Here is a 17,321-nt window from a genome sequence, read left to right as displayed (position 1 = left end):
TGAAACGAAAGTTTGTCGGCGTAGAGTTGAGCTACGCGGGCAAAGCCGCAGGCGGAAGCCTGTATTGTTTGTGAAGCGTAAATCTCTGATTTGAGGTATTGGGGCAATCCTGTGGGGGGTTGCCTCTTTTTTTATCGGCCTTTTAATGACACAATAGGCGCAAGTCTGTTTTTGAATGCAAGGTACTGCCATGAATACGATTTTGGCTTTCGATATTGAAACCGTACCCGATGTGCAGGGTATCCGAACATTGTACGAGCTGCCGTCTTCCCTGCCGGACGACGAAGTGGTGCTGTTTGCGCAGCAGAAACGCCGTGCTCAGACGGGTGGGGATTTTATGCAGCATCATCTTCATCAGGTTGTGGCGATTTCGTGCTGCATGCGTTGGGGGCAGGACAAAATCCATATCGGCACAATCGGCGAGGCGGACGACGGCGAGGAAGTGGTTATCGCCAAATTTTTCGAATTGGTGGAAAAACATACGCCGCAGCTGGTCAGTTGGAACGGCGGCGGTTTCGACCTGCCCGTACTGCATTACCGCTCCCTGATATACGGCATCAACGCCGCGCGCTATTGGGATATGGGCGACGGCGATTTCGGCGACAGCCGCGATTTCAAGTGGAACAACTACATCAGCCGTTACCACCAACGTCATTGCGATTTGATGGATTTGCTCGCACTTTATCAGCCGAGGGCAAACGTGCCGCTGGACGATATGGCGAAACTGTGCGGTTTTCCGGGCAAGCTGGGTATGGACGGCAGCAAGGTTTGGGAGGCATTCCATACGGGCAGGCTGAAGGAAATCCGCAATTATTGCGAAACCGACGCGGCAAACACTTATCTGATGTACCTGCGTTTCTGCCTGGTCAGCGGCAGGCTGGATGCGGACGAATACGAAATGGAAATCAAACGGATGCGGAATTACCTGTCCGCACAAGTCGGGGAAAAGCCGCATTGGGAAGAGTTTGTCCGCGTGTGGGAATAAAGATTGAAATTCAAACCGGTTGTCCGGCGGCGCGCCCGTGCCGCCGTTGCGGCTTCAGACGGCATACGCGGGATGCGCCCATGCCGTCTGAAGCCTTTTCCAGTCAAACCAAACAATATTGAAAGAAAAAAATGAGCAAAACCGTCCGTTATCTGAAAGATTACCAAACGCCTGCCTACCGCATTCTCGAAACCGACCTGCATTTCGATATTGCCGAACCGCAAACCGTCGTGAAATCCCGTTTGACGGTCGAGCCACAGAGGATAGGAGAGCCGCTGGTGTTGGACGGTTCGGCGAAACTCTTGTCCGTCAAAATCAATGGGGCGGCGGCGGATTATGTGTTGGAAGGCGAAACGCTGACGATTGCAGACGTGCCGTCCGAACGCTTCACCGTCGAAGTGGAAACCGAAATCCTGCCGGCGGAAAACAAATCGCTGATGGGGCTGTATGCTTCCGGAGGCAATCTGTTTACCCAGTGCGAGCCGGAGGGCTTCCGCAAAATCACGTTTTACATCGACCGTCCTGATGTGATGTCCAAGTTCACGACCACCGTCGTCGCGGACAAAAAACGCTATCCCGTTTTGCTTTCCAACGGCAACAAAATCGACGGCGGCGAGTGTTCAGACGACCGCCATTGGGTGAAATGGGAAGACCCGTTTGCCAAACCGAGTTATCTGTTTGCTTTGGTCGCGGGCGACTTGGCGGTCACGGAAGACCGTTTCACCACCATGAGCGGCAGAAACGTCAAAATCGAGTTTTACACCACCGAGGCGGACAAGCCCAAGGTCGGCTTTGCCGTGGAATCCTTGAAAAACGCGATGAAGTGGGACGAAACGCGCTTCGGTTTGGAATACGACTTGGATATTTTCATGGTCGTCGCCGTGGGCGATTTCAATATGGGCGCGATGGAAAACAAGGGGCTGAACATTTTTAATACCAAGTTCGTCCTTGCCGACAGCCGCACCGCCACCGATACCGATTTCGAAGGCATCGAATCCGTGGTCGGACACGAATATTTCCACAACTGGACGGGCAACCGCGTAACCTGCCGCGACTGGTTCCAGCTTTCGCTGAAAGAAGGGCTGACCGTGTTCCGCGACCAAGAATTTTCCGGCGACCGCGCCAGCCGCGCCGTGCGCCGCATCGAAAACATCCGCCTTTTGCGCCAGCACCAGTTCCCCGAAGACGCAGGCCCGACCGCGCATCCGGTGCGCCCCTCCAGCTATGAGGAGATGAACAATTTCTACACCATGACCGTTTATGAAAAAGGCGCGGAAGTGGTGCGGATGTATCACACCCTGCTCGGCGAAGAGGGCTTCCAGAAAGGCATGAAGCTCTATTTCCAACGCCACGACGGGCAGGCAGTGACCTGCGACGATTTCCGCGCGGCGATGGCGGACGCGAACGGCATCAATCTCGACCAGTTCGCCTTGTGGTACAGCCAGGCGGGCACGCCCGTTTTGGAAGCGGAAGGTCGTCTGAAAAATAATATTTTCGAGTTAACCATCAAACAAACCGTGCCGCCCACGCCTGATATGGCGGACAAGCAGCCGATGATGATTCCCGTCAAAGTCGGGCTGCTGAACCGCAACGGCGAAGCGGTGGCATTCGATTATCAGGGCAAACGCGCAACCGAAGCCGTATTGCTGCTGACCGAAGCCGAACAGACCTTCCCGCTCGAAGGCGTAACCGAAGCCGTCGTTCCCTCACTGCTGCGCGGGTTCAGCGCGCCGGTACATCTGAACTATCCGTACAGCGACGACGACCTGCTGCTCCTGCTCGCCCACGACAGCGACGCCTTCACGCGCTGGGAAGCCGCCCAAACGCTCTACCGCCGCGCCGTCGCCACCAACCTTGCCGCGCTTTCAGACGGCATCGGGTTGCCGAAACACGAAAAACTGCTTGCCGCCGTCGAAAAAGTCATTTCAGACGACCTCTTGGACAACGCCTTCAAAGCCCTGCTTTTGGGCGTTCCGTCTGAAGCCGAACTGTGGGACGGCACGGAAAACATCGACCCGTTGCGCTACCATCAGGCGCGCGAAGCCTTGTTGGATACACTTGCCGTCCACTTCCTGCAGAAATGGCACGAATTGAACCGTCAGGCGGCGAAGCAGGAAAACCAAAGCTACGGATACAGCCCCGAAGCCGCCGGTTGGCGCACGCTGCGCAATGTCTGCCGCACCTTCGTTCTGCGCGCCGACCCCGCGCACATCGAAACCGTTGCCGAAAAATACGGCGAAATGGCGCAAAACATGACCCACGAATGGGGCATCCTGTCCGCCGTCAACGGCAACGAAAGCGATACGCGCAACCGCCTGCTGGCGCAGTTTGCCGACAAGTTTTCAGACGACGCGCTGGTGATGGACAAATATTTCACCCTCGTCGGCTCAAGCCGCCGCAGCGACGCCCTGCAACAGGTTCAAACCGCCTTGCAGCATCCGAAATTCAGTCTTGAAAACCCCAACAAAGCCCGCTCGCTTATCGGCAGCTTCAGCCGCAACGTCCCGCATTTCCACGCAGAAGACGGCAGCGGCTACCGCTTCATCGCCGACAAAGTCATCGAAATCGACCGCTTCAACCCGCAGGTCGCCGCCCGCTTAGTGCAGGCGTTCAACCTCTGCAACAAGCTCGAGCCGCACCGCAAAAACTTGGTGAAACAAGAATTGCAGCGCATTCGGGCGCAGGAAGGATTGTCGAAAGACGTGGGCGAAATCGTCGGCAAGATTTTGGATTGAGGCCGTCAAACAGAAAAAAATAATGCCGTCTGAAAGCTCGTTCCGCTTTTCAGACGGCATTATTGATACAAAGCAGGTAACTAAAAGAGCGTTTGACGGCAAAGGAACATCTGAAATACCGGATTACACTTGGCATCATCATCAAGATACAGGAAGCAGAATTGGTGGAAAAAAAAGGTTGGAATGCTTTTGAACGGTTCTTGCTGGATAATGAAGTTGACAACCTTTCGGATATGAATCGGAAACCGTTTGCTTGGTAAATACCTTCTTCAAACGGTCAATGCCGTCTGAAAAACCTTGTTTCAGGTTTCAGGCGACCTTTGAAAACAGGCTAAAAAGCATGGACTACAACCAAACTGTTTTATCTCATTTGCAAAATTTTTGGAAACATCATGAAATTAAAGGATTTACTTGGGCTTTAGGGAGGATTGTCGAAGAACTTCCCGATTTCCAAGTTTTCCAAGTGATTCCTAATCATGAAGATGAGCCTTGGGTTTATGTCAGCTCTGGGATAGGGCTATTTTCAGGACAGGAGTTTTTTTATCGTCAGCCCGTTTGAAACGCCCGAACATATTGAGACCTTGGCGATGCTGGCATCGGCAAGTATGCATTATCCCGATCGATTTCAATTAGGGAAAATTGTCAATATCGGCAGACCGTGGGTTGGACAATCATCCTTCTGGCATTTTCTGATTTCTCTGCCTTATCCTTATGGGCAAGAGTTGGAATATATGGATAATGTCCGATTTTTCTGGTTATTGCCGATTACCCGTCAAGAGAGGCTTTTTCTAGATACTCATTCGGTAGAAGAATTGGAAACGAAATTCGATGAAGCGGGTATTGATTATTTAGATATAAATCGTGCGAGTACTGTCTGACAGGCCGGATAAAAAACCGGCAATCAAAATGCCGTCTGAAGCGGTATCCGGCTTTCAGACGGCATTTTTGTATTTAAAGCCGAGTAACGCTCAATACGCCTTTGACGTCGCCAAGGCTGGTAAGGACGCGCGGGAGGTCGTTGACTTGTTTGACTTCGAGCGTGAACCTCATGCTGGCTTCCAAGTCGCGGGACTGGGTTTGCACGGCGGTAACGTTGAGTTTGTGGCGGGCGAGCGCATCGGATACGTCGCGCAAAAGCCCCGCGCGGTCTTGGGCGCGGATTTCGATATCGACGGCGAACACTTGTCCTTCCTGCAACGCCGCCCAACTTGCGTCCAGCACTTTTTCGGGCGCGTGTTCGGCGAGGTGTCGGAAAGAGGGGCAGGTTTTGCGGTGTACCGAAATGCCGCGTTCGCGGGTAACGAAGCCGACAATATCGTCGGGTGGCGCGGGTTTGCAGCATTTGGCAAGCGTGGTCATCAAACCGTCTTCGCCGTCGATGAGCACGCCGTTTTTGCCGCCTTTTTTGATTTTGGACTGTTTGACGATGGTGGTTTCGCTGACGGGTACGGGCGGCGGTTCGTTCAGCGTGCCACAGGCTTTTTGGATGGCGCGGTTGGAAATTTCGCCTTGTCCGACGGCGGTGTAGAGGTCGTCGAGTTTTTTGTAGCCGAGGTTTTCGGCAAGCTCTTGCAGGTTGGGTTTGGGTGTGAGTTTGGCAAGTTGTTTGTCGAGTTGGACGCGGCCTTCTTCGCGCACGGTGTCGGCGTTTTGCTGGCGGATGTAGGCGCGGATTTTGCTGATTGCCTTGCTGGATTTGACCCAGCCTTCGTAAAGCCAGTTGACGGAAGGATGCCCTTCTTTGGCGGTAATGATTTCGACGCGCTGTCCGTTTTCAAGCTGGGTGGACAGCGGCACGATTTGCCCTTCGACTTTCGCGCCGCGGCAACGGTCGCCAATGCTGCTGTGCAGGGCGTAGGCGAAGTCGATGGGGGTCGCGCCCGTGGGCAGGGAGAGGACTTTGCCGTGCGGGGTCAAAACATAAATCGTGTCGTTGAACAGCTCGGTTTTGAAGGCGGCGGCGAGGTCTTCCTTGCCGCTTTCCGCCATGTTTTCGCGCCAGTCCAAGAGTTGGCGCAACCAGGCGATTTTCTGTTCGTAGGCTGAATCGCCTTTGCCGCCCTCTTTGTAACGCCAGTGGGCGGCGACACCGAATTCGTTGAATTGGTGCATATCGAAGGTGCGGATTTGCACCTCCACGCCTTTGTCTTCCGGGCCGACGATGACGGTGTGCAAACTCTTATAGCCGTTGCCCTTGGGGTTGGCGATGTAGTCGTCGAACTCGCCGGGGATGGGCTGCCAGAGGCTGTGGACGATGCCCAGCGTGGTGTAACACTCGGGGACGGTATCGACCAGAATCCGCACGGCGCGGATGTCGAACAGACCGTCGAAGCTGAGTTTTTTCTTCACCATTTTTTTGTAAATGGAGTAGATGTGTTTCGGACGGCCGGCGACTTCAAAGTGGATATTGTATTTTTTGAGTTCCGTACGCAGGATATTAAGGAAGTTTTCGATGTATTCGAGGCGTTCGGTACGTTTTTCGTCCAAAAGCAGGGCAATTTCGCGGTATTTTTCGGGTTCTTGATGGCGGAAGCCCAAATCTTCGAGCTGCCATTTGAGCTGCCACACGCCCAAACGGTTGGCGAGCGGGGCGAAGATGTCGAGGGTCTCTTTGGCGACGGCGCGTTTTTCGGGGCTGTCGGGGGCGTTGCTTAAAAATTGCAGGGTGCGCGTACGCATCGCCAGTTTGATTAACACGACGCGGATGTCGGTAACCATCGCCAGCAGCATTTTCCGCATAGTTTCTGCCTGCTGGGCGCGTTCTTCCGGCGTGGCGAGGCTGTCCACCCGGGCGAAGTGGGTGAGTTTCTGCACTTCGTCCACACCTTTGACCAGCTCGGCGACGGTACTGTTGCAACGTTCGGAAACCAATAGGTTCCAGTCGGGGACGTAGCGTCCGATGTCGGCAAGCAGCGTTGCGGCGACGGCATCGGGGAGCAGGTCGAGTTCGTCGACCATCTGCGCCGCGCCGAGGAAGTGGTCGGGCAGCGGCTCGCCATACGGCGTGGCGGCATCGGCGGGGTAATGTTCTTCCGCCAGCGAACGGGCGGCGAAGACAAGTTTTTTATCGTTGTCCGGCAGCGCGGCACAGTAGCTGTCGAACCATTCGCGCAATTCTTGCGGAGTTGCGCTTTGCGTGTCTTGAATCGGGCTGATGGCGGTCATAATGGGTCTTTCCGTTCCGATAGAAACGAGTTTATTGTAACAGCTTATTTATTTACGGTGCATAGGCGGGAAGATAAACTTGTTCCCGGCGGCGCGGGGTGTTAAGGTAGCCGGTACAGACAGATTGATGAGGAATATTTTGATGAAGCTGTATATTTACGATCATTGCCCGTTTTGCGTGCGTGCGCGGATGGCGGCGGGGCTGTTGGGCGCGGACGTTGGAGAAGTCGTGCTGGTAAACGACGACGAGGCAACGCCGATCGGTATGATCGGTGTGAAACAAGTACCCGTCCTGCAAAAAGAGGACGGTTCGTTTATGGGCGAGAGTTTGGATATTGTGCGCCATTTCGACCGCGAAGGCCGTCTGAAAGATGAAATCCGCCCCGAAATACAGGCGTGGCTGGACAAGGTGGGCGGATACAACAACAAACTGGTTCAGCCGCGCGTAATCAAAATCGGGCTGCCCGAGTTCGCTACTGCCGAAGCGGTTAAATATTTCACGGACAAAAAAGAGAAAAGCATCGGCAGCTTCTCCGCCAATCTGAATAAAACCGCCCAATACCTCCAACGCGTCCGCGACGACTTGAATATATTGGAAAAACTGATGCACGAAGGTTCGGACGGCATCAACGGCGGAATCGGCATGGAGGATATTTTGGTTTTCCCCGTTTTGAGGAATCTGACCGTGGTGCGCGGCATCGAATGGCCTCAAAAGGTGATGGGTTATCTGATGACGATGAGTGAAAAATCAGGCGTGCCGCTTTATTTTGACAGGGCATTGTAAAACAGGAAAACGCGGCAGGGAAATATGTCCTGCCGCGTTTTTTGGAACGTTTATGCCGTCTGAAAACCAGTCAGACGAACATCTGCACAAACGCAATCACCAGCCGCACAATCTGTGCAATAAACGCACCCAATACGCCCGTCAGCATCAGCAGCAGGATAATCCACGTCCCATAGGGTTCGATTTTGCGGAACGCTTGCGAATATTTCGCCGGCAGGAAGGTATCGATAAAAATGCCGCCGTCCGAAGGCAGGATGGGGATGATATTGAGCGCGAACAGAATCGCATTGATCAGAATACCGTAGTTTGCCATTTGAGCCAGCGGCATCTGATACGCCCCGCCGACATACGGAGTCAGCACCAAAACCACGCCCCACAGAACCTCCATCGCCAGATTCGACAGCAGGCCGGACGCGGCAACGCAACGCCAGGCAAGGCGCGGATTGCGGAAGTTGCGCGAATCGATGGGAATCGGACGCGCCCAACCAAATAGAAACGGTGTGAACATCAAAGTAAGCAGCGGCACGATGATTGTGCCGACCGGATCGATATGGGGCAGGGGGTTCAGTGTCAGCCTGCCGTATTGTTCGGCAGTGTTGTCTCCCCAGTAGCGCGCCGTATAGCCGCGTACCACCTCCCTGACAGTAATGGCAAGCAGTACGGGCAGGACGGCAAGCAGGAACACGCCCAAGTCAAAGTTCCGAAACATAATTTTCCTTTATAAAGGTTGATACACAGCCGCAACCGGCTGCCGGATAAAGGCGGCAATATATCATTTAACCCGATTTTGTTGGAACGGGAAGACGGCAAATCCGCTCCATTTGTCCGCAGGCATCTGAGAATTTATCATAATATATTGTTTCAATATGGATTTTGTGAATATAAAACCTGTAATAAAATAGATTAGAGATACATTATGAATCCAAAAATATGTCCGCGCTGCAACCAAGGAATATTGTATATTTTTAAATCAAAATACATTTTGAAAGAAATTATTCTATGTGATGAATGTGATGCCATGTGGTTAAAAGGAATGAAAATTACATATGGAGATTATGATAAAGATTTTTATAATTATGAAATATTTATGAATCAAAATGGCGTATCTTCTCCTTGGGAAGAGGAGAATATTTTTTTAACACCTTACTATGAAAATGAACTTTAACGCAGATAATTTTTGGCGCCACCCTGCTGCCCGTCGAAGCCGGTTTCGGCTTTAAATCCGCCGGCAAAGAGCAAAACCAAAACTACAGTATTCATATAAAGGCGAATGATAAAAATAGGTTGCAAATAGGAATTGTTGCTATTATTATGCCCGAATTATGGATAAAGAACGAATTTTAACCCCCGCAGTCGTGTTTTCCGTCGCACTGCTGCATTTGGCAATGGTGGCATTGCTCTGGCAGGCGCACAAGCTGCCCGTGATAGAGTCAGGAAATGTTATTGAATTTGTCGATTTGGGCGACTTTGGCGGAGGGGACGGCGCACCCGAAGGCGCAGGCGCGCCTGCCGCGCCCGAACCGCAACCCGAACCCGAACCGCCCAAACCTGTCGAGCCGCCCAAACCGGTTTTGAAGCCGGTGGTTACAAAAAAGGCGGATGCGGATATCCGGCAGCCCAAGGAAAAGCCGAAACCCGAAGAAAAACCGAAGCCCGAACCCAAACCGGAAGCGAAGCCTGCCCCGAAACCGGTGGAAGAACCGGCAGAGAAGCCGTCTGAAAAACCTGCCGAACATCCCGGCAATGCGCCCGCCAAAGCCGGCGCAGGACAGGACGGCGGGGAAGGTAAAGGCAGCGGTACCAAAGGTGACGGAACAGGGCGCGGTGAAGGCGGCGGCAAAGGCAGCGGCGGAGCCAAAGGCGAACACGGGGAAGGAACCGGCGGCAGCGGCGGCGGAACAGGTGCCGGCAGCAGCAAAGGCAATCCTTTACGCGCCAACGGCAGCATCCCGCGCCCGGCCTATCCCACGCTTTCTATGGAAAATGACGAGCAGGGTACGGTTGTTTTGAGCGTTTTGGTTTCTCCGGGCGGCAGGGTCGAGTCCGTCAAAGTCGTGAAAAGCAGCGGTTTTTCCCGTTTGGACAATGCGGCACGCAAGGCGGCGCAAAACGGGCATTTTCAAGCCAATGCCTGGACGGAGTTTAAAGTCCCCGTCAAGTTTGAATTGAATTAGGCGGTTGCCGCAGCGGTTTGCGGCAGCTTGGATGTTTGATTGGTTTTTTCAGTGTTGGAATCATTATGAATTTGAAATTAGTGTTTGAATCGGGCGATCCCGTCCTGATCGGTGTGTTTGTGTTGATGCTGCTGATGAGTATCGTAACGTGGTGTCTGATTGTCTTGCGCTGCATCAAGCTGTATCAGGCGCGTAAAGGAAACGCCGCCGTCAAACGGCATATGAGCGATACTCTGCCTTTGGGCGACGCGGTCGAAAAAGTGCGCGCCGTCGATGCGCCTTTGTCCAAGCTGGTGCAAGAGGCGTTGCAGTCTTACCGCAACTACCGCCGGAGCGAAGCGTCCGAACTGGCGCAGGCTTTGCCGTTGAACGAGTATTTGGTTATTCAAATCCGCAACAGTATGGCTCAAATTATGCGCCGGTTCGATTACGGGATGACCGCGCTTGCCTCCATCGGTGCGACCGCGCCGTTTATCGGGCTGTTCGGCACGGTTTGGGGGATTTACCACGCCCTGATCAATATCGGGCAAAGCGGGCAGATGAGCATTGCGGCGGTTGCCGGTCCGATCGGCGAGGCTTTGGTGGCGACGGCGGCGGGTTTGTTCGTGGCGATTCCGGCGGTGTTGGCATACAACTTCCTCAATCGCGGCACGAAGACGCTTACTCAGGATTTGGATGCGATGGCGCACGATTTGCATGTCCGCCTGTTGAATCAAAAGGATTAATGAAATGGCATTCGGTTCGATGAATTCCGGCGACGATGCGCCGATGTCCGACATCAACGTTACGCCGTTGGTGGACGTGATGCTGGTGTTGCTGATTGTGTTTATGATTACTATGCCGGTGCTGACGCATTCCATCCCTTTGGAACTGCCGACCGCGTCCGAGCAGGCGAACAAGCAGGACAAACAGCCTAAAGACCCCTTGCGCCTGACGATTGATGCGAACGGTGGTTATTATGTCGGCGGAGATTCTGCAAGCAAAGTGGAAATCGGGGAAGTGGAAAGCCGTCTGAAAGCCGCCAAGGAGCAGAATGAAAACGTGATTGTGGCAATTGCGGCAGACAAGGCGGTGGAATACGACTATGTAAACAAAGCGTTGGAAGCCGCCCGTCAGGCGGGGATTACCAAAATCGGTTTTGTAACGGAAACCAAGGCGCAATAAAGTTTGACGTTTGAACGAATGCCGTCTGAAAGCCTTTCAGACGGCATTTTTGCATCGGTCGGTTTTATGGTTTGACCGCTGCGTCTTCCAAACGGGTTCTGAAGTTTTCCAAATTCACGCCTGCCGCTTCTGCGCGGCGGATGATTTCGTCAACCGGCATACCTTCTGCCACTTTGCGGAAGCCCCACAGGAGGGAGCAGCGCGTACCGGTCCGGCAATAGGCAAGGACGGGATATTCGGCTTGTCCGATGAGTTGCCGGAAGGTTTCGGCATCGTGTTTTTGGATGTCGCGGGCGATAACGGGTTGGTGATGGAATCCGGTAACGCCGGCTTTTTCCAGCCACTGTTTGATTTGTGCGAAGTCGGGTTGCGATTCTTCTTCGCAGTCGGGACGGTTGCAGATGACGGTTTTGATGCCCAGTTGCGCGATTTGTTCCGAATCTGCTTTAGTCAGTTGCGGGGAGATGTAGAGATGTTCGTCAAGTTTTAGAATCGCCATTTTGTTTCCTTTGCTTTGCGGTTGGTTTTCAGACGGCATTTTGTGTGCAATGCCGTCTGAAAGTTTAACCGAACAACCAGTTTTCCAACAGGTTGCGGTCTGTGATGTGTAAAAGTGCGGTATCCGCCGCCGTTGCCTGAACCGTCAAGACGGTTTGACGCAATATGCCGGCACGGAAGAAGTGGAGGTTGATTTTTGAACCGGCAGGGTATCGGGCCCATTGTGCGGCAAAGTCGGTGCAGGCATAACCGTCTAAAGCAATGATTTTGTCTTGCGGACACAGTGCCGCAGATTCCGCGCTGCCGCCGTTAAGGATATGCGTTAAGATGATGTGGTCGGTGTTTTGTTTGAAACGTGCGCCGAAATCGCCTGCCGGCGGAACGGGGCAGATGTGTTCCGCATATCCGCCGCCGTGTTGTCGTGGAAGCGGCAGGAAGGTCAGCCCCACTCCTACGGCGGACAGGCATTCGGCAAGCGGCAAATCTTCGGTACTGTATAACGCTTTTTGGAAAAAATCTTCCAAATCCAAGCCGGTAATTTCCTGACAGTAGATTTGCCAGTGTTTTTCCGGAATGCCCGCGCGCGTATCCGCCCACTCCCGATAGAGTTTGTCCATTACCGTATCGAGGGAATGACTGCCGCCGCTTTTGTTCCGTATGAGCAAATCAAGGCACAATGCGGCAAGCGCGCCTTTTTGGTAGTAGCTGACGATGGCGTTCGGACTGTTTTCATCCGGATTGTAAAATTTGTTCCACGCGGTAAAACTCGATTCCGCCAAGGTCTGCCTCAAACGGCCGGGGGTTTGTTGTACGCGCGTAATGCCTTGTGCCAGCAGGTTTAAATAAGATTCGGGCGGGATGGTGCGGCTGCGTGCCAAAAACAAATCGTCGTAATAGGATGTAATGCCTTCGAATGCCCATAGTTGTTCGGTATAGTTTTCTTTGTCGAGGTCATAAGGGGCGAATGCGGCAGGTTTGATGGATTTGACGTTCCACGCGTGAAAATATTCGTGGGAGAAAAGTCCGAGCAATGTGGTGTAGGCATCGTCGGTATCGGTCATACCGTACGGCGGAAAGCTGTGGCGGTCGGCGATCAGGGCGGTGCTGTCGGCGTGTTCCAAACCGCCGTAAATATGGTCGCCGACGTGGAGCAGGAACAAATATTTTTGAAACGGGGCAGGGGAGGAAAACACTGCCAGTTCTGTTTCGCAGATTTTTTTGATGTCCGAAACCAGCCTGTCGCGGTCGAAATCGGGATAGATGCCGCTTAAGGCAATCGTGTGCGGAATGCCTGCCGCCTCAAAATCTAAAAATTCAATCAAGCCCATCTCGACAGGTCGGTCAATCAATTCGGCATAAGATGCCGTCTGAAAGACAAACCTCCCTGTTTCCGGCAGCGTTGTGGCAATACGCCATTCGGGTGGAATGCCTGTCAATTCCAAGCGGTGCGGCAGCGTTTCCGTTCCTTCGACTTTCAAAAACAGGCACGATCCGTCAAAAAAACCGCGTTCTATTGTCAGGAAAGAACCTCGAACCGACAAATCGAATGCATATACGGTGTAGCAGATTTGCCACTCGCCGCGTATGGAGGCGGCACGCCAACAGTTTTTTGCAATTTGGTCGAGTCGGACGGGTATACCGTTGCAGGATGCATCGATAGATGTAATGTGGCGGGAAAAATCCCGAATCAGATAGCTGCCCGGAACCCAGTTTGGCAGGCTTATTTCTATAGGAAAATCATCATCTTGTGTGAATGTCAGCAGGATGTGCCACTCATGGTCTAGAGGGGAGGGGGCAATTTCATAATTAATCATGGCTATTAAATATATCGTTAAATATTATTGATAAAATGTCTTTAAAATGCAGCTTAATCTACATCAATAAAGTGTTACAAAAAAGGAGGCTTGAAAAACAAAGCAATGTCAAACTGGTTGCAATTTATTATAACAATATGATTTATATATAATAAGAATGAATTTAAGAAAAATTTTCCTTTATGTTGCAAATGTAATTCTGCTTGGCGTAAGAAAGCAGATATGTTAAATTTAGAAAAAATTACGCTTGCCCAAGTTGTACCTTAAGAGGTCGCAAAAGTGGGCAGGATAAAAAATTTTTATTCCCATAATTCATGGAGACTCTCATGGACACACAAACTTACAACTACAAAGTGGTGCGCCAGTTCGCCATCATGACTGTAGTTTGGGGTATCGTGGGTATGTTGGTCGGCGTTATCGTAGCTGCCCAACTGTTTGCTCCCGCCCTTGATTTGTCTAATATCGGACCTTGGTTCCACTTCGGTCGCCTGCGTCCGCTGCACACCAATGCGGTTATTTTCGCATTCGGAGGCTGCGGTCTGATCGGTACATCATACTACGTTGTCCAACGTACTTGTAATACCCGCCTGTTTGGCGGTTGGCTGCCGGCATTTACCTTTTGGGGCTGGCAGGCGGTAATCGTTGCCGCCGCCGTCAGCTTCCCTATGGGTTGGACCCAAGGTAAGGAATATGCCGAACTGGAATGGCCGATTGACATTCTGATTACTTTGGTTTGGGTTGCATACGCTATTGTATTCTTCGGTACGATTGCCAAACGCAAGGTGAAACATATTTACGTTGCCAACTGGTTCTACGGCGGCTTTATTTTGGCGGTTGCACTTTTGCACATTGTCAATAACATCAGCATCCCGGCCGGTTTGATGAAATCGTATCCTGTTTATTCCGGTGCGATTGATGCCATGGTTCAATGGTGGTACGGGCATAACGCCGTAGGCTTCTTCCTGACTGCCGGCTTCTTGGGTATGATGTACTACTTCGTCCCCAAACAAGCAGGCCGCCCCGTTTATTCCTACCGCTTGTCTGTCGTTCACTTTTGGGCGCTGATCTTCACCTATATGTGGGCGGGTCCGCACCATCTTCACTATACTGCGCTGCCTGACTGGACTCAATCTTTGGGTATGGTTCTGTCTTTGATTCTGTTTGCACCCTCTTGGGGCGGTATGATTAACGGCATCATGACCTTGTCCGGCGCGTGGGACAAACTGCGTACTGACCCAATTCTTAAATTCCTGATTGTATCCTTGTCCTTCTACGGTATGTCTACCTTTGAAGGTCCGATGATGTCGATTAAAACGGTCAATGCATTGAGCCACTATACGGACTGGACTGTCGCGCACGTTCATGCTGGTGCGTTGGGCTGGGTAGGCTTCGTAACCATCGGTTCCGTCTATTACATGATTCCCCGTCTGTTCGGCAAAGAACAGATGCACAGCACCAAACTGGTAGAGGCGCATTTTTGGATTGCGACCATCGGCGTGGTTCTGTATATCGCCGCGATGTGGATTGCCGGTGTGATGCAGGGTTTGATGTGGGGTTCTTTGAACGATGACGGTACGCTGACCTACTCGTTTGTCGAATCCGTAAAACGCACCATGCCTTACTACATGATTCGTTTTGCAGGTGGTTTATTGTATCTGAGTGGTATGTGCATTATGGCGTACAACGTGTACCGCACAGCCATCGGTGGTAAAGCAGTCGATGCCGAAATCCCTGCGGTTTCCCAAACACAGCACCACTAAAATACTAAGAAAGATAGGCTACCAAAATGAAATTACAACAATTGGCTGAAGAAAAAATCGGTGTTCTGATTGTGTTCACGCTGCTTGTAGTCAGTGTCGGTCTGTTGATTGAAGTTGTGCCCTTGGCCTTTACCAAGGCGGCAACACAGCCGGCTCCGGGCGTGAAGCCTTACAATGCCTTGCAGGTTGCCGGACGCGATATTTACATCCGTGAGGGCTGTTACAACTGCCACTCGCAAATGATTCGTCCGTTCCGTGCGGAAACCGAGCGTTACGGTCATTACTCTGTTGCCGGAGAGTCGGTTTACGACCATCCGTTCCAATGGGGTTCCAAACGTACCGGTCCTGATTTGGCACGTGTGGGCGGCCGCTATTCCGACGAATGGCACCGTATCCACCTGCTGAATCCCCGTGATGTCGTGCCTGAGTCCAATATGCCGGCATTTCCGTGGCTTGCACGCAATAAAGTCGATGTCGATGCAACCGTTGCCAACATGAAGGCTTTGCGTAAAGTAGGTACTCCTTACAGTGATGAGGAAATTGCGAAAGCGCCTGATGCTTTGGCAAACAAATCCGAGCTGGATGCTGTAGTCGCCTATCTGCAAGGATTGGGTCTGGCTTTGAAAAACGTAAGGTAACATCATGGATATTAACGGTATTCGCGCTCTTTTCACGGTATGGATCTTTATCTGTTTCCTGTTGGTACTCTATATCGTCTTCAACAGGCGGAATAAGAAAAATTACGATGATGCCGCAAACAGCATTTTTGATGAAAACCAAGATGCGCAAGATAAGAAAAGCGAAAACCGTTAATATTGTGATAACGGAGCAAAACAATGAACACAACATCCCAATTTACCAGTAACTTCTGGAATATATATATTGCAGTTATTGTCTTACTGAGCTTTATCGCTTTGGCTTGGCTGCTGCTGTCTCAAAATGTTGTCAAACGCCCGAAAAAAGGCGAAGAAGTACAAACTACAGGCCATGAGTGGGACGGTATTGCCGAATACGACAACCCGCTGCCGCGCTGGTGGTTTTGGCTGTATGTTTTGACATGGCTGTTCGGTATCGGTTATCTGGTTATGTATCCGGGTGTCGGCGACTACAAAGGCCTGCTGAAATGGACCAGTCACAACCAATATGAAAAAGAGGTCAAAAAAGCCGATGAGCAATACGGTAAACTGTATGCCAAGTTTGCGGATATGCCGATTGAAAAAGTGGCAAAAGACCCACAGGCCAAGCAAATCGCCCAAAACCTGTTCAATACCTACTGTATCCAGTGCCACGGCTCTGATGCCAAAGGTTCTAAAGGTTTTCCGAATCTGACCGACAGCGATTGGTTGTGGGGAGGTGATCCCGATAAAATCCACGAGACCATCGAAAAAGGCCGTGTTGCTACCATGCCTGCATGGGGTCCTGCTTTAGGTGAGGAAGGCGTAAAAGACGTTGCGCATTATGTGATGTCTCTTTCAAAACCCAAAGGCCAGTATGATGAGGAACGTGCTGCACGCGGACAAGCCTTATTCAGCGGTCCGCCTGCCAACTGTTTCACTTGCCACGGCGATAAGGGACAAGGTATCCAAGGTTTGGGTCCGAACCTGACTGATGATGTGTGGTTGTGGGGCGGTACGCAAAAATCCATTATTGAAACCATTACCAACGGCCGTAGCAGCCAAATGCCTGCGTGGGGACATTTCTTGGATAAAGACAAACTGCATATCATGACTGCTTATGTATGGGGTCTTTCCAATAAAGACGGTAAAGCTCTGGTGAAAAAAGCCGAGCCTGCACCGACTCCCGCACCGGCGGCAGAACCCGCAGCATCTGCTCCTGCAGAAGCAGCACAAGCCGCTTCTGAAGCCAAACCTGCCGCAGCAGAACCTAAAGCTGAGGAAAAAGCCGCACCTGCTGCCAAAGTGGACGGCAAACAGGTTTATGAAACCGTTTGTGCCGCCTGCCATGGCAATGCGATTCCGGGTATTCCCCACGTCGGCACCAAAGCCGATTGGGCCGACCGCATCAAAAAAGGTAAGGACACATTGCACAAACACGCAATCGAAGGTTTCAATACGATGCCCGCAAAAGGCGGTCGCGGCGATTTGAGCGATGATGAGGTCAAAGCTGCAGTTGACTATATGGTCAACCAGTCAGGCGGCAAATTCTAACCGTTGTTTTCCGACTTTGTCGGATGCAGAAATCCGGATTCATATCGAATCCGGATTTTTTATTTTGAATGGAA

The 17,321-nt window shown here is 51.9% G+C and carries 16 protein-coding genes and 2 pseudogenes; 14 read left to right on the top strand and 4 right to left on the bottom strand.

Annotated elements, in window-relative coordinates; genetic code table 11:
• Positions 1–190: 190 nt before the first annotated feature.
• The 5 genes and pseudogenes from ACNAU7_RS06995 to ACNAU7_RS06975 all read left to right on the top strand — a co-directional run bounded on the left by ACNAU7_RS06995 (position 191) and on the right by ACNAU7_RS06975 (position 4,598).
• Entirely contained in the window at positions 191–985 is a 795-nt protein-coding gene (locus tag ACNAU7_RS06995; protein ID WP_416301745.1) for a 3'-5' exonuclease, read from the top strand.
• A 131-nt stretch (positions 986–1,116) separates the two neighbouring features.
• The gene (gene pepN, locus ACNAU7_RS06990; RefSeq protein WP_416301744.1) at positions 1,117–3,720 is read left to right on the top strand and encodes an aminopeptidase N; all 2,604 of its coding nucleotides are present in this window, start codon (positions 1,117–1,119) and stop codon (positions 3,718–3,720) included.
• A 22-nt stretch (positions 3,721–3,742) separates the two neighbouring features.
• On the top strand, positions 3,743–3,913 hold the full coding sequence (locus tag ACNAU7_RS06985; RefSeq protein WP_416301782.1) for a hypothetical protein: 171 nt from the start codon (positions 3,743–3,745) through the stop codon (positions 3,911–3,913).
• A pseudogene (locus ACNAU7_RS06980) lies at positions 3,870–3,980 on the top strand (suppressor of fused domain protein); the annotation flags it as partial. The gene ACNAU7_RS06985 and the pseudogene ACNAU7_RS06980, both read left to right, overlap by 44 nt.
• Before the next feature lie 80 nt (positions 3,981–4,060).
• Positions 4,061–4,598: pseudogene (locus tag ACNAU7_RS06975) on the top strand (suppressor of fused domain protein).
• Between the two features lie 73 nt (positions 4,599–4,671).
• Here the strand turns inward: ACNAU7_RS06975 and ACNAU7_RS06970 are convergent.
• Positions 4,672–6,885 carry a RelA/SpoT family protein gene (locus tag ACNAU7_RS06970; RefSeq protein ID WP_416301743.1) on the bottom strand — a complete coding sequence of 738 codons (2,214 nt, stop codon included), beginning with the start codon at positions 6,883–6,885 and terminating at the stop codon, positions 4,672–4,674.
• 142 nt (positions 6,886–7,027) lie between these two features.
• Between ACNAU7_RS06970 and ACNAU7_RS06965 the strand changes: the two genes are divergently transcribed.
• Positions 7,028–7,669: a GrxB family glutaredoxin gene (locus ACNAU7_RS06965; RefSeq protein ID WP_416301742.1), complete on the top strand. Its 642-nt coding sequence runs from the start codon at positions 7,028–7,030 to the stop codon at positions 7,667–7,669.
• Between the two features lie 70 nt (positions 7,670–7,739).
• On the opposite strand, the gene ACNAU7_RS06960 is transcribed toward ACNAU7_RS06965, so the two are convergent.
• Positions 7,740–8,378, bottom strand: coding sequence for a site-2 protease family protein (locus tag ACNAU7_RS06960; RefSeq protein WP_196428855.1), 639 nt, complete (start codon positions 8,376–8,378; stop codon positions 7,740–7,742).
• Between the two features lie 207 nt (positions 8,379–8,585).
• On the opposite strand from ACNAU7_RS06960, the gene ACNAU7_RS06955 reads away from it, so the two are divergent.
• From ACNAU7_RS06955 to ACNAU7_RS06940, 4 genes are all read left to right on the top strand, one after another.
• Complete coding sequence (locus ACNAU7_RS06955; RefSeq protein WP_003680115.1) at positions 8,586–8,834, top strand: hypothetical protein; 249 nt, start codon at positions 8,586–8,588, stop codon at positions 8,832–8,834.
• A gap of 157 nt (positions 8,835–8,991) precedes the next feature.
• Positions 8,992–9,843 (top strand): energy transducer TonB, encoded by an 852-nt coding sequence (locus tag ACNAU7_RS06950; RefSeq protein WP_416301741.1) that lies wholly within the window; start codon positions 8,992–8,994, stop codon positions 9,841–9,843.
• Positions 9,844–9,908: 65 nt separating this feature from the next.
• Positions 9,909–10,568: a TonB-system energizer ExbB gene (exbB, locus tag ACNAU7_RS06945; protein WP_416301740.1), complete on the top strand. Its 660-nt coding sequence runs from the start codon at positions 9,909–9,911 to the stop codon at positions 10,566–10,568.
• A 4-nt stretch (positions 10,569–10,572) separates the two neighbouring features.
• Positions 10,573–11,007 (top strand): ExbD/TolR family protein, encoded by a 435-nt coding sequence (locus tag ACNAU7_RS06940; RefSeq protein WP_416301739.1) that lies wholly within the window; start codon positions 10,573–10,575, stop codon positions 11,005–11,007.
• Positions 11,008–11,071: 64 nt separating this feature from the next.
• On the opposite strand, the gene ACNAU7_RS06935 is transcribed toward ACNAU7_RS06940, so the two are convergent.
• Both ACNAU7_RS06935 and ACNAU7_RS06930 read right to left on the bottom strand, forming a co-directional pair.
• The gene (locus ACNAU7_RS06935; protein WP_416301778.1) at positions 11,072–11,506 is read right to left on the bottom strand and encodes a TIGR01244 family sulfur transferase; all 435 of its coding nucleotides are present in this window, start codon (positions 11,504–11,506) and stop codon (positions 11,072–11,074) included.
• 64 nt (positions 11,507–11,570) lie between these two features.
• Positions 11,571–13,319, bottom strand: a complete 1,749-nt coding sequence (locus ACNAU7_RS06930; RefSeq protein WP_416301738.1) for a M61 family metallopeptidase — start codon at positions 13,317–13,319, stop codon at positions 11,571–11,573.
• Positions 13,320–13,645: 326 nt separating this feature from the next.
• On the opposite strand from ACNAU7_RS06930, the gene ccoN reads away from it, so the two are divergent.
• The 4 genes from ccoN to ccoP are packed head-to-tail and all read left to right on the top strand — an operon-like array spanning position 13,646 to position 17,247.
• The gene (ccoN, locus tag ACNAU7_RS06925; protein ID WP_192883297.1) at positions 13,646–15,079 is read left to right on the top strand and encodes a cytochrome-c oxidase, cbb3-type subunit I; all 1,434 of its coding nucleotides are present in this window, start codon (positions 13,646–13,648) and stop codon (positions 15,077–15,079) included.
• A gap of 26 nt (positions 15,080–15,105) precedes the next feature.
• Positions 15,106–15,717 (top strand): cytochrome-c oxidase, cbb3-type subunit II, encoded by a 612-nt coding sequence (gene ccoO / locus ACNAU7_RS06920; RefSeq protein ID WP_416301737.1) that lies wholly within the window; start codon positions 15,106–15,108, stop codon positions 15,715–15,717.
• Positions 15,718–15,721: 4 nt separating this feature from the next.
• On the top strand, positions 15,722–15,892 hold the full coding sequence (locus tag ACNAU7_RS06915) for a CcoQ/FixQ family Cbb3-type cytochrome c oxidase assembly chaperone (protein ID WP_003752303.1): 171 nt from the start codon (positions 15,722–15,724) through the stop codon (positions 15,890–15,892).
• Between the two features lie 23 nt (positions 15,893–15,915).
• The gene (ccoP, locus tag ACNAU7_RS06910; RefSeq protein ID WP_301669942.1) at positions 15,916–17,247 is read left to right on the top strand and encodes a cytochrome-c oxidase, cbb3-type subunit III; all 1,332 of its coding nucleotides are present in this window, start codon (positions 15,916–15,918) and stop codon (positions 17,245–17,247) included.
• The last annotated feature ends 74 nt before the right edge of the window (positions 17,248–17,321 follow it).

The organism is Neisseria sp. LACPHL-SPEC-2024-00856, from assembly GCF_047915665.1.
GTDB classification, from domain to species: Bacteria; Pseudomonadota; Gammaproteobacteria; order Burkholderiales; family Neisseriaceae; genus Neisseria; species Neisseria polysaccharea.
The sequence above is the reverse complement of the archived record's forward strand: the minus strand, read 5'-3'. Positions and strand labels throughout refer to the sequence as shown.